The 15,283-nt window shown below is 44.7% G+C and carries 7 protein-coding genes; 3 read left to right on the top strand and 4 right to left on the bottom strand.

The features are described from left to right. Positions 1–39 precede the first annotated feature (39 nt). The 3 genes from QUA27_RS05475 to QUA27_RS05485 form a co-directional block, all read right to left on the bottom strand. Entirely contained in the window at positions 40–1,314 is a 1,275-nt protein-coding gene (locus tag QUA27_RS05475) for an ATP-grasp domain-containing protein (RefSeq protein WP_333066842.1), read from the bottom strand. A 203-nt stretch (positions 1,315–1,517) separates the two neighbouring features. Further along, on the bottom strand, positions 1,518–2,411 hold the full coding sequence (locus tag QUA27_RS05480) for an isoaspartyl peptidase/L-asparaginase family protein (RefSeq protein WP_333066843.1): 894 nt from the start codon (positions 2,409–2,411) through the stop codon (positions 1,518–1,520). A gap of 626 nt (positions 2,412–3,037) precedes the next feature. Next, positions 3,038–3,670 (bottom strand): alpha-ketoglutarate-dependent dioxygenase AlkB family protein, encoded by a 633-nt coding sequence (locus QUA27_RS05485; RefSeq protein WP_333066844.1) that lies wholly within the window; start codon positions 3,668–3,670, stop codon positions 3,038–3,040. Positions 3,671–3,887: 217 nt separating this feature from the next. Between QUA27_RS05485 and QUA27_RS05490 the strand changes: the two genes are divergently transcribed. After that, positions 3,888–4,721 (top strand): hypothetical protein, encoded by an 834-nt coding sequence (locus QUA27_RS05490; RefSeq protein WP_333066849.1) that lies wholly within the window; start codon positions 3,888–3,890, stop codon positions 4,719–4,721. A 68-nt stretch (positions 4,722–4,789) separates the two neighbouring features. Further along, positions 4,790–4,930: a hypothetical protein gene (locus tag QUA27_RS05495; RefSeq protein ID WP_333066880.1), complete on the top strand. Its 141-nt coding sequence runs from the start codon at positions 4,790–4,792 to the stop codon at positions 4,928–4,930. A gap of 141 nt (positions 4,931–5,071) precedes the next feature. On the opposite strand, the gene QUA27_RS05500 is transcribed toward QUA27_RS05495, so the two are convergent. Continuing rightward, positions 5,072–10,810, bottom strand: a complete 5,739-nt coding sequence (locus QUA27_RS05500; protein WP_333066850.1) for an AAA family ATPase — start codon at positions 10,808–10,810, stop codon at positions 5,072–5,074. 566 nt (positions 10,811–11,376) lie between these two features. On the opposite strand from QUA27_RS05500, the gene QUA27_RS05505 reads away from it, so the two are divergent. Then, the gene (locus QUA27_RS05505) at positions 11,377–15,201 is read left to right on the top strand and encodes a CHAT domain-containing protein (RefSeq protein ID WP_445251475.1); all 3,825 of its coding nucleotides are present in this window, start codon (positions 11,377–11,379) and stop codon (positions 15,199–15,201) included. The last annotated feature ends 82 nt before the right edge of the window (positions 15,202–15,283 follow it).

The raw sequence follows: 15,283 nt of genomic DNA on the forward strand, positions 1-15,283 counted from the left end.
GGGAAAACCCCATAACCGCTGCAATGGGTAGAGTAGATATTAACCAAATTGCTGCAATCCCTTACTGTGCAAATTCTCCTCGATGTGCTGCATTTCCTTCATATCCTCACCCGCAACTATCCCGTAAATTTCCGTGTAGATTTTCCCGTATTTAACCTTCTCTAAAGCCGACAGGATTATCAAGTCCTTGCGATCGAGTTCTGGTTTCAGCGTGACAAGAATCGATTCCAAAGTCCCATCCATTCGCCAGCTACTGGAATATTGAGCCACCTCCTTTCCCAGCCCCAGTAAGGTATGGCGCTGCACACAAAGCGGAGTCGAGCCATTAACTCGGAAATTGGCATCTATGGCATACAACTGTCCCTCAGAGTCTTCCAGCACGTCGAAGCCAATAACGCCGAAATAACCTTGTTGGTGAGCATATTTACCAATAGCGGCAATCATCTCAAAAAACCTACTCATGTCGGTTTCGCGGTAGTGAATCAGTCCCCCTAAATAGCTGCCCTCAGGGGTGACAAGTTGGCTGGTAGTGCCGATAAGCGTGATATTTCCCGTTTTGCTTACATAGAACTGCACGCAGTAGTTCTGCACTTCATTCTTGACGAATTCCGAGACAATAATCGTATCCAGCAACTTAATATCCAGATATTTCCTCACTTCCTGCAAGCAGTAGTTCAGATCGCTGGCGCTTTTGATAATATAAGTGCCTTCTCCAGAAAGTCCGTGCGATGTTTTAATCAAGTAGGGGAATTGCTCTGGTAACTGAATGCTTTCGAGATTGACTTCGTACAGATTGTAGGTTTGGTATTTCGGACATTGCACGCCTAATTCTGCTAGCGTGGCTTTGCTGAGCAAGTGGTAGTGGATGTCGGGATGGACGGCGTGTTTTTCAGCTTTGAGATTGTCGAAGGGAAATAGAGTAAGGAGTTTGTCAAAGCGATCGCTTACGCTGAGATCTTCGAGATAAGTTGAGCAGTCTATCATCTCCATACTGCTGTAGCTGAAGCCAAAATGCTCCCGCCAATAGTCCATCAGCGAGTTCGGCGGCTGATTAATCACAATCCCTGGGATGGCATCCCCTAACACAGCCAGATTTTTCCAAGGTTCCTTCTGACCAATCTTGTCGAAGGAAGTTTTGGTGGCTTCACTGCTGCCGTCTTGAATAAAGTATTTTTTTCTGTTGGGGTAAGCAGCCCAACTGGCAGTTGCAGGGTAATTTAGGATGAACGCATAACGTGCATCTGTGATGTCTGGAGCAAATAAATCGGAAAGAGAATTACCCTGAAAGTAAGGAAAGTCGTATGTTGAGTTCATAATAAACCTTCAAGTAGAGTTTGAATTGAACTGTTTCCCCGGTCACTAAGTAGCTCGACATAATTAAAAGTAGGGTGGGCAATGCCCGCCCTACAAATTGAAAAAATGTTTATTGATGTCCAGCTACTTAATACCTAGGAAACAAGATATTAGTTGCGGAATTTTCACACTCTCCAACTAGGGAGAATGCAACCTCAATAATTTCAATGATGGACGAGTTGTTTTTTCTTAGTGAAGACAGCCACCTTGTTCATTTCTGAGGTTCTATAAGCACAAGCCATGTCGGTTGAGTTATGCGCCCAGCCAACCCGCCCTTGAGGGTCTATGAGGATGCACCCAGCTTCTCCTGCCACCTTAGATGCCAGAGTCTCAATGGCGATCTGCGCTGCTTCATCTGGGTGCTTGCCGGACGCTAGAATGTCGATCGCCGTCTTAGCTAGAACTACTGGCATAATCGACTCGCCATCGCCTGTTGTCGAGCAAGCGCCCTGTTGACTGTCAGCAAACAACCCTGAGCCGATAATGGCGCTGTCGCCGACGCGACCGGCGGGCTTATTCATAGTGCCCCCAGTTGAGGTACCGGCAACTAAAGTGCCACTACTATCCAAAGCTACACAACCAACCGTATTGGGGCGGTCAATAACTTCTTTTTCCTCCTCCCACTCTTCCTGTTGCTCATCCGCGATTAAGTCTTCTTTTGTACACATCTCGGCTCCACTTTCAGCAGCAAAATGTTCTGCGTGATCCGCTACTAAGAACATGGGTTTTTTATCCATAATCTTTCGCGCCACTGAGATGGGATGGCGCACGCCTTGAACATTTGCAAGGGCTCCCCAACCTAAGGAACCGCCTTCCATTATCGCTGCGTCTAGCTCTACCTCTCCCTGGTTGTTGAGAACCGATCCAAAACCTGCGTTAAATGTCTGGTCAGCTTCCAGAACCCGGATAGCTGCCTCAACAGCTTCTGCTGCTGTACCCCCGCTTGCGAGCACTGCCCAACCAGCTTCTGCTGCTGCGGTACAGCCTGCATTGTTGGCTGCAACCTTGTCTTCTGTGATGGTTTTTGCTCCACCGTGAACAATAATACTCAGTACCATAAATTTCCTGTTTTTTATCTTAAGCCCTACTTAACAATTCCTTATATCATTCGTTATATCAATCAATACTATAAGCAATTTTTAAGTAGTTTCTTTGATGCTAGTTATATAGCCTAGCTGTGTTGAATTTATGGTTCGTCTATCTTCAGATATAATTATTTTTGTCGAGATTTGTATTCCTCCCGACCTAGCTATTTACGAATTATTAATATAGATGTTGCTAAAGTTATGTCAATAGTTTGATCGCATTTAGCTTCGAGTTAGTTAAGGAACTTGAAAGAGTTAGGGAATAAAGATGAGGTAAAACTTAAGGGGATGCACTAAGGCAAAATTGCTAAACGTGAAGAATGAGACTTTGAGAGAAAAGAAGTGCGATCGACCTTCACATCAGTCTGAGCCTTTCTGCTTACCCCCCAAAAACCCGCGCAGCCGCAACAAACTAGCCGTTTGACCCAAATTCAGCCTTAGCAGCGGCACTCCCGTGCGATCGCTAATTCGGCGGTACTTTTATTGCTGTGCTAAAATCGCTACTTTTACTGTTAACAAAAATTGCAATATTTTTTTATAAAAACCGCAACTAAAGCCATATAAACGCATATGCAAATTACAAGTTACCCTGAATTCATTTAGCTTATTTTCCTAAAAGTAAGGTTGATTCTTGGTTCAGTAACTTTGGCTGCTTTCGGGATTTGGTGTTGCCAAAAATGCTGGGTTGCTCCTTTCATGAGCAGGAAGCTTCCAGGAGTTAATTGAATTTCTAATTTCGTTTCTTTTTGGTATTTGTGCCTGAGCATAAAACGACGAGTAGCCCCAAAACTTACAGAACCGATCGCTGGGTTTTCACCAAGCTCTGATTCATCATCACTGTGCCAAGCTACACTATCTTTGCCGTCGCGATATAGATTAAGCAACACGCTGTTAAACAATGTACCTGCTATTGCTTCTATTTTAGATTTGATTGTTATGAGTGTAGGTGTCCATAGATTAGGCTCCATTTTTATGTTGGAGTAAGTGTAAGATTTACCTGCATCTCCGTACCATGCGGTAAGTCGCGGTATAGCGACTTGCTTGCCGAAAAGCCGAGTCACCTCTTGCTTCCAATTAATAGTGCGGTACAATTCCGCCAATATCTCGTTGCTCTCATTGTTATTGAAGAAGTCGCGGTACATGATTACTTCGGCATCAGGCAGAGATAATTGCTGACCGTGCTTCTGGCTTTCTGCTTTTGGCTCTTCCCACAATGAAAGTTGAGTATACATAACTCTGCTCGCTGATTACGTTTTACTGAAATTTATAAATATACAGTTGTTGACACAATCACTGCCCAGCTTTACCATTAATCATGTAAAGCTAATTTTAGCATTTTAACAAGACAAGGATAATTACTTTTTGTAATATACATAATTTTTTATGTATTCACCAACCAAATCCTGAATCGTGAGTTAAGATGAGACTGGTGTCAATTAGCTATGTACTATGAATTGCTTTCAAATAATTAAATCTGTTCTTGATGAAGCTTATGCCGAAATTCCAGGAAATGAAGCTGAAAAGGATAAGGTAATTAAGGACGAACTAGAAGACCTGCAAAAAAAATATTCTAAACTATCACAGGAATGTAACATAAATTATAGTGACCCGACGACTAGGTTTGCTTATATTTATGCCTACGTAACATCCCATTCTAATTTGGTATGTAGTATTATTCAGCAAAATACTGTTTTAGGTAATCTTTTTGACAACCAAAAAGTCAAGGTAGCTTGTATTGGAGGAGGACCAGGCAGCGATTTCTTGGGAATCCTCAAATACTTGATGACGAACAAAAAGTCACCGAACATACAGTTTCACCTCTACGATCGGGAGAAAAGCTGGGCAGAATCTTGGAGTGACGTTAATGACAAAGTAGAAGACCTCGAATTTCGCATATCAACTTCTTGGCTGCCACTAGATGTCACTAAACGTGATGACTGGAAATCTAACATAAAGTATTTTCAGTCAGACCTTTTTACAATGATTTACTTTATGTCAGAAGTATTTAGCCTGCGGGACTCAGCCGAGGAATACTTCGCTCACTTATTTGATAGGGCAAAAATCGGCTCACTTTTCTTGTTTATTGATAACAATAGCTCCCACTTTTATGAGTGGTTTGACCAGTTAGCTGCAAATCATAAAATAGACATACTAAGGAGTAACGAAACTAACATGAAGGTGCCTTTCGATGAGGAAAAGTCAGATTTAGGAAAATATTTTGCCAAATTTTCTAGTCCCAAACTTACAGCCAATGTTGCATACCGAATAGGGCAAAAAATCTAAACTGATGTTCCGGTATGTTTTTACACCGGAACATCAGTTTAGATAAGGCCAGAAAAATTCGGTTACTCTTGCTTTTGCCCTCCTTGCGGGCGATCGCTGCTGTGATGGATCTTGACCTAATCCTAGTCCTCAATGAAGCGATCGCCCTTCACATCACTCTGAGACTTTCTGCTTACCCGCCAAAAACTCCCGCAGCCGCAACAAACTAGCTGTTTGCCCCAAATTCAGTGGCAGCACCCACACTCCCTCCAACCGAGACTGCACCCAACCGTCGCCCCAATACCACTGGTGAAAAATGAAAATGATCTCCCCTTCCAACAATGTAGCGATCGAGCTTTGGACTTTTATGATTAATCTAAATTGTGTGGCCGGTCTTTGATTTTTGTGCGATTTCTTAAAGTAGACTGACAGCGTTCCCAGTAAATTTTAGCCACGCGATCGCCCTGATTCTGACGCCAACACTCGGAAAACAGCCCAGTCGCTTCAGCAAACTTCCCTTGCAAGTAATTTGCCCTAGCTTCTGCAAACAATTCCAGCGTAGCTAACTTGCCCGCTTTGATTTCAGGCGGATCAGCATCAAACACCTCATAAACTGTTACTAATTCAGATTTGCCCTTGACTTTGACCGTATCGAGAGTGCGGATTGCGTACTGGGATAGATTTTCTAAACGCGAGTAAGTTTCCTGGGTGATTAATAGCGACACCCCATAATTTTTCGTCAAACTTTCCACGCGAGAAGCTAAATTTACCGCATCGGAAATTACTGTGCCCTCCATGCGATTTTGACCGCCCACCGTGCCCAGCATCAAAGTTCCAGTATTGATGCCAATCCCAATCTGAATCGGTGGATAACCACAATGGGCGCGATTTTGATTGTATTCAACGAGGCAGTGCAGCATAGCAATTCCGGCTTTCACCGCATGATTCGCCTCGCCGCTAAACAGCGCCATAATCGCATCGCCAATATATTTATCAATAAAACCATTATTTTCATTAATAACAGGTTCCATACGAGAAAGATAGGAATTGATAAATTTGAAATTATCCTCCGGCGTCATACTTTCCGAAAGCGTGGTGAAGTCGCGAATATCGGAAAATAGCACCGACATTTCTAACTGAACTTGGTCGCCCAATTCCACATCTATAATGCTTGCTTTCTCTAGAAACTGGAGGAATTGATGGGGGACAAAACGCTCGTAAGCTTTGTTGAGTTGGAACAGTTCATTGGTAAACCTGATTCGCTCAGTTTCGGCTTTTTTGCGCTCTGTGATATCTTGAAAGGCTACAATTGCATAAGAAATATTGTCGTTTTCATCATAAATTGGTGTACCCCAAGCTTCGATCGGAATAATCTTGTTGCCTTGGTGAATTTCCATATCATCTACAGTGGCACTTTCTCCACTCAACGCCCGCGTAGTTGGCAATTCGGCAGAGGGATATTCCTCCTCTGTTCCAGCTTGATAGATTTGATAAACCTCTGGTAGTTGCTCGCTGGTGACTTCAGGAATAACTCCTTTACCTAATAATTGAATAGCAGCTTGATTACTATAGTAAGGTTTGCCAGAAGCATCCAGCACTGACACCCCCACTGGAATTGCTTCTAAAAATTGAGTTAGCCTGTTCTCACTTTCGCGGACTTCTGTATAGAGTTGAGAATTTTGAATCGAGATCGCCGCCTGTCCAGATAACATTTTTAATAATTCCACTCTTTCTGGCGTAAAAGCTCCTGCTGTCAGGTTATTTTCTAGGTAAACAATACTGACGATTTGAGCTTGGTTAATCAGCGGCACGCAGAGAATTGATTTGGGCTGATTTTTTTGGATGTAGGCGTCGTTGGTAAATTGTCCCTCTCGAACCGCATCATCTAGTACCACACTTTCTTGAGTGCGGGCTACATAATTGACAATTGCCGAGGAAAGTTCCTGACAATGTTCAACGGGGATTGACTGCAACACGGTGACTTGTTGGGAATTTATTGTGCCTTCAGCTTCAACTAACAGCTTACCCCGGCTTAATAAAATTAGATATCCTCTGTGCGCGCCTGCACTTTCAATCAAAATTTTCATTAAGCTAGACAGTAACTTATCCAGCAGTATCTCGCCAGCAATTGCTTGAGAAGCCTTCATTACTGTGGTGATATCTAAGTTATTACCTGAACCAGTGATCGTCACTGTTGCGGTATTTTTAGTGTTTTTATTTTCCTGTTGAATTGGTTTTAATAACTGGGAAAATCGCGTTTCTAAATTTCTAACCTTCGCAGTGGCTCCCCATTGGGCATAACAATAATACGCCTCAATCATGTAGGCTTGAGCAATTTTTTCTTTGCCCCATTCTAGATAAAACTTGGCGGCTAGTTCGTTGGCTAGTGCTTCTTCATTGAGGAATAGATTTTGTTTAGCTCCAGCAATGGCGCGATCGTACATTTCAATCGCCTCAGATTTATTGCCCAATACTCGATGCCGTTCTGCCTCAACTAAATACCATTTATGCAGATGATTCATGGGAGCATTTTGCGCCCACTGTTGCAGAGTCGTTTGATGATTTTCCACAAGGGCAAGAATTTCAGCTTGTTCGGTTTCTATCTGGGTGTGGAAGAGTGCCAGATACGTCAGTGCTGCATAAAAATGGAAAATGGGAACAAGAACATTTCCTGATATGGCGATCAAATACGACTTAACTGGGGTAATGTGGTATATGGCAGCCGAATAATTGCCAAACGAGTAAGCAAGAAGTAGTTTGTTGATGTAGATAAAAACGAGCGCGGTGAATTGATTGTTCTGATAGTACTGACGAATCATTACAGTTTCATCGTATGCAGTTCCTATTAAGCAATCCGGTTGACTCACACATTCCGTCAAGTTCTGCACCGTCTGCCGCATCCGATCCAAAGAATCCTGAGCAGCATAGTGATTCACCAGATCTAAGGCTGTGCTGTAATCTGCTAGTTCGGGTTCCCAAGTCTCTAGTTCTACCCCACCCCAAAAGTTGGCAGAAAAGTAAATATGTATGTTGTAGCCAGCCCATAGAAAGTCGCCAGTTTCCATGCCGGCCGTGTAGCCATCTTTCAGCGTCGTTACCGTTGCCAAGAGAGATTCTTGGTGATGCTGAATAAAGCAACCAAACACAAACAGAATCATGGACTTGAATTCCGGCACATTGAACCGATCCAGCAATGAAAGTGCCAATTTGCCAAAGCGATAGCCTGTTTCTACCTCTCCCAAAAAACCACACAGCACCATCCCGTGCATCGCATACCCCACCGTCGATGCGGGTGCATTCCCAAAGGAGAGCGATAAACTCACCATAGTAGAGCTAACTAGGGGCGTTAGACTCGGCATTGCTTGAAAAATGGGTGCACATAACATTCTTAAGAGTTGCATAGCAGCGCGAGTCTGAAGATCGGTCATCACAGGCAAGTCAAACAGTTGCTCGATCTGTCTGTCCTGAAGTTGGCCAGCCAGGGCTTGTAACGCTTTACCAATCGTGGCTTTATCAGGTTCGGTAAATAGTTCAACACCCAATTGTCCCAAGGCATCTCTACCGACTGCGATCGCCTCCAACATCTTGCCCTGGGCTGTCTGGGCGGCAATTAAAATTTCGTAAATTTTGATTTTGTCTAAAATTGTCTGAGCATTCTGCAATACCTGTGCTGCCATCTGTTCCATAACCTCAAGGTCAGCATTCAAATAGGCAGCTTCGGTAGCAGCAACATAAAGATTCAGGGTCAACTCATACTGACTTTGCCAGCAGTTGGCTGCCAGTAGCTCAATCCCTGTTTGCAGATAGATATTTGCCGCAGCATAGGCGGTAGAACTTCTTGCCTTACCTCCCGCTTCTAAGTTGAGTAGAGCTAAAGCTTCTCGTTCGCTTAATTGATTGATTAACTCAATTCCTTGATTTAAATGGCCCACAATATCAAATAGTTTTCCCTCTCTTTCTAGTTCCGAATATTTTTGTAAGAGTAACTGTCCGATTTTGAGATGAGTGGCTTGTTTTTGGTTTTCAGGAATTAGGGAATAAGCCGCTTGCTGGACGCGATCGTGCAGGAACTTATAAATTGGATTAGCGACATAATTAGTAGGCGATTGAGCATCTATTTGAATAAAGTTATAGCCTTCTGTAATAGGTAAAATAAGTCCTTCTTGCAAAGCTTTCCACAATGTTGATGCTGTTGGTTCAGGTAATTCTTCGTTGACTATTGCCAATGTATCTAAATCAAACTGCGCCCCAATGCAAGCCGCCAACTTGAGAACATCCTGAGTTTCTCTGGGCAACTTCTGTAATTGCGCCGCCATAAACTCCACCACATCCGAGGCATCGGCAAATGTAACTTGATCAATATCGCACTGCCAATGCCGTACATCCCAATCAAAGCTAATCAGCCCATCTTCATATAAAGACTTGAGGAATTGAGTAGAGAAAAAGGGATTTCCTTTAGCTTTTTGATAAACCAACTTTGTTAAGGTTTGAGCTAAGGATAAATCGCAAATCAGCGTATCTGCTACCAACTGATTGAGATCTTCTAAACTCAACGGTTGCAGGGTAATAGTATTCACCACTGCCCCAGACTTGATAATTTCATCCACCGTCAACATAAACGGATGAACAGGGGAGACTTCATTATCTCGATAAGCACCCAATACTAACAGATGCCCCCTATCCTGCATTAACAGTTGTAGCAACTTCAGGGATGCCGAATCTGCCCACTGCAAATCGTCCAAAAACATTACTAAGGGATGTTCTACTGTGGTAAATACTTGCACAAATTTTTGCATCAGCAGATTGAAGCGATTTTGGGCGGCACTCCCGGACAATTCTAGTGCAGGACTTTGAACACCAATGATGCGTTCTAACTCAGGAATTACCTCAATCAGCACTTGCCCGCTCTCGCCTACTGCTGTCAGAATCAGGGTTTTCCATGTTTGTAATTGAGCATCTGATTCTGATAATAATTGCCCCATCAATTCCCGAAATGCTTGCACAAATGCACTGAAGGGAATATTGCGTTGAAATTGGTCGTATTTGCCTTTAATAAAATAGCCACGCTGTCGGGCGATCGGCTTATGGACTTCGTTCACTACTGCGGTTTTACCAATTCCCGAAAAGCCAGCTACCAGCATCATTTCGGCGCTACCTGTACTGACTCGTTCAAAAGCTGCTAATAGATTATTAACTTCAGTTTCTCTGCCATAGAGTTTTTCGGGAATTAGGAAACGGTCTGTAATATCCTGCGTTCCCAAGTCAAATTGTTCTATGCTATCGGTTTCTTGTAATTGAACCAGACACATTTCTAGATCGTGCTTTAGCCCCCCTGCTGTTTGATAGCGGTTTTCGGCATTTTTCGCCATCAATTTACTGACAAGAAGCGAGAGAATTAGAGGGATTCCTGGCTTGATTTCGTGGGGTGAAAGCGGCTGTCTGGCAATGTGGCAATGGACTAGCTCTAAAGCATCGGTTGTTTCAAAAGGCAGCTTTCCTGTCAGCAATTCGTAGAAGGTGACGCCGAGCGAGTAAAAGTCCGTCCGGTAATCGAGAGTGCGATTCATCCTACCAGTTTGTTCCGGCGATATATAAGCGAGAGTTCCTTCAAGAACTCCGGGGTTTTTCAGTATCGGTGTTTCTCGGCTTAGCTGAGTGGAAATGCCAAAGTCAATAATTTTTAATTGTTTCGTTTCCGGGTTGTAAACAATATTAGAAGGGTTAATATCTTTGTGGATGACGTTTGCCCTGTGAATTTGCCCTAATGCTTCGGTGGTGGCGATCGCAATTTGCAGAAACTCCTTTAGACTAAAGGAGCGGTGCTGCATCCAAATTTTCAAGGATTCACCGCCAAATTCCTCCACAAACATCACGAGGCTGTTTTGGTATTTTTGCAAGTCATAAACCTGCACAATTCCTGGCTCTTTTAGCTCTTGGGTGATGCGATATTCCGTGCGGTAGCGCACCAATTCTTGAGGTGTGGGGTAGCTTTCTTTGAGCAGTTTGAGGATAATCGGCTGGTTATCTGCTTCCCGAATGGCTCGGTAAACCAGAGAGTTGGCGCTTTCATAGAGAAGTGTCTGGACGGCAACGCCTGGAATAGAGAGCATATTGATTTTTATGGTAAAAATTAACGCGCAGTCAAAACGCACCAGCTATGTGTAGAGAATAGCGCGTTAGAAAGGCAAAAAAAAGGTTTGTTAACAAATGTTTAGTTTTTCGGGTGCCAGCCTGCAAATACTTTCTGGTTGCCCCGAGTGCGATCGCCTAGTGCATAGGATGCCTCAGCAGTCGATCGCACTTTTGCTTTGATTTTCAGCCCACATTACGCTGCTTGAGGTGTGACACAGCATAATTACGCAGAAAACTCTATTTTTAAAATAAAAAATTATGGCTTTAAAACGTTTTTTATCAGTCAATGTACGGTATAAAGCTATAAATTATAGCTTTATTGCTGGCTAAAAATAAGTAAAAACCGATTGTGACAGTTGAGGGTGCAGAATGTGGGTTTCAGGTATAGCAACCGCCCTGATGGTGACGAGGTTCTTAATCGCTAAGTTTACGCCGCAGTTGACCGCACTGAGCAGCTAATACCTTAAAGTTATAATTGTCAGATACGTGCTCTGCCAGCTCAAAGCTAATGAAACTAGCCTTCTTTTCTATACAGGGTGCTGCAATGCTAGCGATCGCAGCCACTATTTTGAGTACAGCGGTGGTACAAGGACAACCCATTGTTCCCGCATCCGATCGCACTGGCACTACTGTCATACCTGACAACGGCGATCGCTTCAATATCACAGGTGGCCAAACTTCTAGAGATGGAGCCAATCTTTTCCACAGTTTTCAACAGTTTGGGCTTAGCGAAGGGCAGATTGCTAATTTTATCTCTCATCCCGCTATTCGCAACATCTTAGGACGGGTAGTAGGCGGCAATCCTTCTATTATTAACGGTTTAATTCAAGTAAGTGGCGGCAATTCCAACCTGTTTTTAATCAATCCTTCGGGCATTATCTTTGGCCCTAATGCTAGCTTGAATCTTCCGGCTGCTTTTACAGCTACTACTGCTACTAACATCGGTTTTGATTCCGGTTTGTTCAATGTTGCAGGAGCGAACGATTACAGTACGCTGATAGGAACTCCGAACACTTTTTACTTTAATCTCAGCCAACCGGGAAGTATCATTAATGCAGGTAATTTAGCAGTCATGCCGGGGCAAAGTATAAGTTTAATTGGCGGCACAATTGTCAACACTGGTTCCCTCAATGCTCCCCAAGGTAATATTATTGTCGCTGCTGTTCCCGGTAAAAATGCTGTTCGTCTTAGTCAAGAAGGACATTTATTAAATTTAGAAATAGGGGTTGTTGACGGGGGATTGTTGGCACAGGATAGGCAATTATCTCTGCCTTTGTCTCTTCCGCAATTGCTTGCGGGCGCAGGTACGAACTCTGCTACTGGTATCTCCGTTAACGGTGCAGGAGAAGTGGTTTTGACGGCGGGTTTGAGGGTGGAAAGCGGGGATGTGGCGATCGCTAGTTCTACTGTTAATAGTCAGAATGCTACACTCTCGGCAGCACGTAATCTCACTTTGGTAGAAAGCCAGCTACTTACTGAGAACAACTTGTATCTGTTGGCAGGAGATACGGTGCGGGTGCGGGATGGAAATAACGCTTTCAGGGCGATCGCGGGCGGAAATCTTACTATACAAGGTAATCAAAATATTGATATCTTCGCGCTAAATTACCCTAACCCTGCATTCCAATCTGCAGGGGATATCACATTATTGAGCAACGGCAATGTTTCCGGTGATGCTCACTTCGCTGCGGGAGGTAATGTAAGTATTCTCACATTGTCTGGCAACGGTGGCAGTTTTTTGAGTTTGTACGACCCGATTATTAGCTCCGACGGAGATGTGAGATTTGGTGATTATACTGGAACCTCACTTAAGGTAGAAGCAAAAGGCGCGATCGCGGCGGGAGATATTACCATCACAGGGCCAGATACTACTTTGTCAGGTTCCGCCGATCCAGATGCGGCGGTGCTTTCAGGTAGTGCAGCTTTAATTCTGCGATCGGGCGTTTCGACTCTGGCGAATGCTGCCAATGTGCCGCCGAATACGACAGCAGGGGAGACATTTTTTGCTTCGCCCGGTGTTGCTTCGGGCAATAGCATCGGAGTGGGAGCGATTTCGACAGAAGGCGGGCCTGTGATTTTGGAATCAGCAGGGGACATTGCGCTGGATGCGATCGCGACTTCTGGCGGTAATATTACTCTCAAAGCTGCCAGCGACATCGCCGTTACAGGTACTCTTCAGTCTACTGGCGGCAGTATTGACCTTACGGCTGGCAATCTTCTCACAGTCAGCGGCACTTTTACAGATAGTAACGGTGTAAATGTGAGCATTTCCAGCGCTAATGGCACGGGTGGCGGCGCGATTACTATTCGTCACGCAGGGGGCACTACTACACCTTTTATTGTCGGCGATGCGAGAACGAATGGGACGACGGGAGCCATTACATCAGGTTCCGAGACAATTTCGCCACAGTTTGCGGTGCCCGTGCCACCTAGCACTTACACTCAGGGCAATATTGCGATCAGTTCTTCCGCGCCATCGTCAACACCAGAACCGACACCATCGCCGACGCCGGAACCGACACCATCGCCGACGCCGGAACCGACACCATCGCCGACGCCGGAACCGACACCATCTCCAACGCCGGAACCAACACCGGAAGCGACACCATCTCCAACGCCGGAACCGACACCGGAACCGACACCATCTCCAACACCGGAACCGACGCCATCTCCAACACCGGAACCGACACCGGAACCGACACCATCTCCAACCCCACAACCAACGGCATCCCCATCACCCGCGCCATCTTTAATACCAGAACCAACGCCATCACCTGCGCCATCTTTAATACCAGAACCAACGCCATCACCTGCGCCATCTTTAATACCAGAACCAACGCCATCACCCGCGCCAATTCCACAAGCAATACCGTCTCCGATATTAGTTGTGCCCTCCATTGCGCCTGAAAGGCTAGCCCCGATGCCATTACCTACTCCGACACCAACTTTATCTCCGTCTCTTGATGCCACCTTCCCTTTACCGGATATTTCAATTACCAATGCGATCGCCCAATCTGGCAACCTGAATAGCATTAATAGAATTGAATCTCTTTTTAACTACAGATCCGATTGGGTAAGCGAAGTTGTCCAAACGGCATCGCCTCTAAGTAGAGTTAGCCCCAGCGATATCACACGCCTAATCGATAGAGGTGATATCCCACAAGCCAGTTTCTTTATCGATATCTTCTACAGTGAACAAGTTGGCTCATACATTAACCAGCAAATCAGGCGGGATTTGCAATCTTTTACGGCCATACAGCAAAGAATTAGAGCGATCGCTAGCCAAACTGGTAAAAAACCAGCCATTATCTACACCTTAGCTCGCCCCGAACAATTAGACCTGATCATCGTTCCCCCTACAGGCATCCCAATTCACAAAAGCATCCCCGCCGCCCGGCGCGAAACTCTGATGCAAGTCGTCGCCAATTTCAGATCGGAACTCCTTAGTCCCAGCAAAATCAATACTCAGAGCTATTTGCCAGCATCCCAACAACTTTACCAGTGGATAATTGCTCCCTTGGAAGCTGATTTGAAAGCTGAGGGCATCGACACCCTAGTTTTTAGTATGGATGCGGGGTTGCGATCGCTCCCCTTAGCCGCCCTCCATGACGGTTCTCAATTTCTAGTAGAAAAATACAGCATCGGACTCATTCCCAGCGTCAACTTAACCGATACTAGCTATGAAAGCGTTAAAGATGCTGACGTTTTAGCAATGGGAGCCTCGCAATTTACCAATAACAAACCCTTGCTAGCAGTACCTGCAGAACTTGACGCTATTGCCTCCGAATGGAAAGGCGAATCTTTCCTCAACCAAACCTTTACTCTCAATAATCTGAGGTCGCAACGCACCGCCCAAGCCTTTCGGATTATTCACCTCGCTACTCACGGATACTTTAAGTCAGGATCGCCGAGCAATTCTTACATTCAGTTATCAGATAGCAGGCTAACACTCGATCGCGTGCGCGAACTAGGGTGGAATCAGCCACCTAAAGTTGAGCTATTGGTGTTGAGCGCTTGTAAAACTGCTGTGGGTGATGACGACACCGAATTAGGTTTTGCGGGGTTAGCTGTGCAAGCGGGGGTGAAGTCTGTTTTGGCGAGTCTTTGGTCTGTCAGCGATGAAGGTACTTTAGGGTTAATGGCTGAATTTTACCATCACTTGAAAGTTGCGCCGATTAAAGCTGAAGCTTTGCGGCAGGCTCAAATTGCTATGATCGAAGGTCAAGTTCGCATTGAAAATGGTCGTTTAATTTTGTCAAACTCAAATAAGGATTTAGAATTGCCGCCAGAATTAGCTAAACTGGGTAATGAAAATCTCTCCCATCCTTATTATTGGTCGGGATTTACGATGATTGGAAGTCCTTGGTAATGTCATTGCGAGGAACAAAGCAATCGTAAGGACTTTAGGCGTAGCTCGCAATCAGATGCTAGTTGATGAAGTGTAGGGACAA

The organism is Microcoleus harperi Pol14_C6, from assembly GCF_036701295.1.
In the GTDB taxonomy this organism is placed as follows: domain Bacteria; phylum Cyanobacteriota; class Cyanobacteriia; order Cyanobacteriales; family Microcoleaceae; genus Microcoleus.

Excerpts from the sequence above, each read along its gene's own strand:
- QUA27_RS05480 (WP_333066843.1), bottom strand. The coding sequence starts at position 2,411 with ATGGTACTGAGTATTATTGTTCACGGTGGAGCAAAAACCATCACAGAA.
- QUA27_RS05485 (WP_333066844.1), bottom strand. The coding sequence starts at position 3,670 with ATGTATACTCAACTTTCATTGTGGGAAGAGCCAAAAGCAGAAAGCCAG.
- QUA27_RS05505 (WP_445251475.1), top strand. The coding sequence starts at position 11,377 with ATGCTAGCGATCGCAGCCACTATTTTGAGTACAGCGGTGGTACAAGGA.
- QUA27_RS05500 (WP_333066850.1), bottom strand. The coding sequence starts at position 10,810 with ATGCTCTCTATTCCAGGCGTTGCCGTCCAGACACTTCTCTATGAAAGC.
- QUA27_RS05475 (WP_333066842.1), bottom strand. The coding sequence starts at position 1,314 with ATGAACTCAACATACGACTTTCCTTACTTTCAGGGTAATTCTCTTTCC.
- QUA27_RS05490 (WP_333066849.1), top strand. The coding sequence starts at position 3,888 with ATGAATTGCTTTCAAATAATTAAATCTGTTCTTGATGAAGCTTATGCC.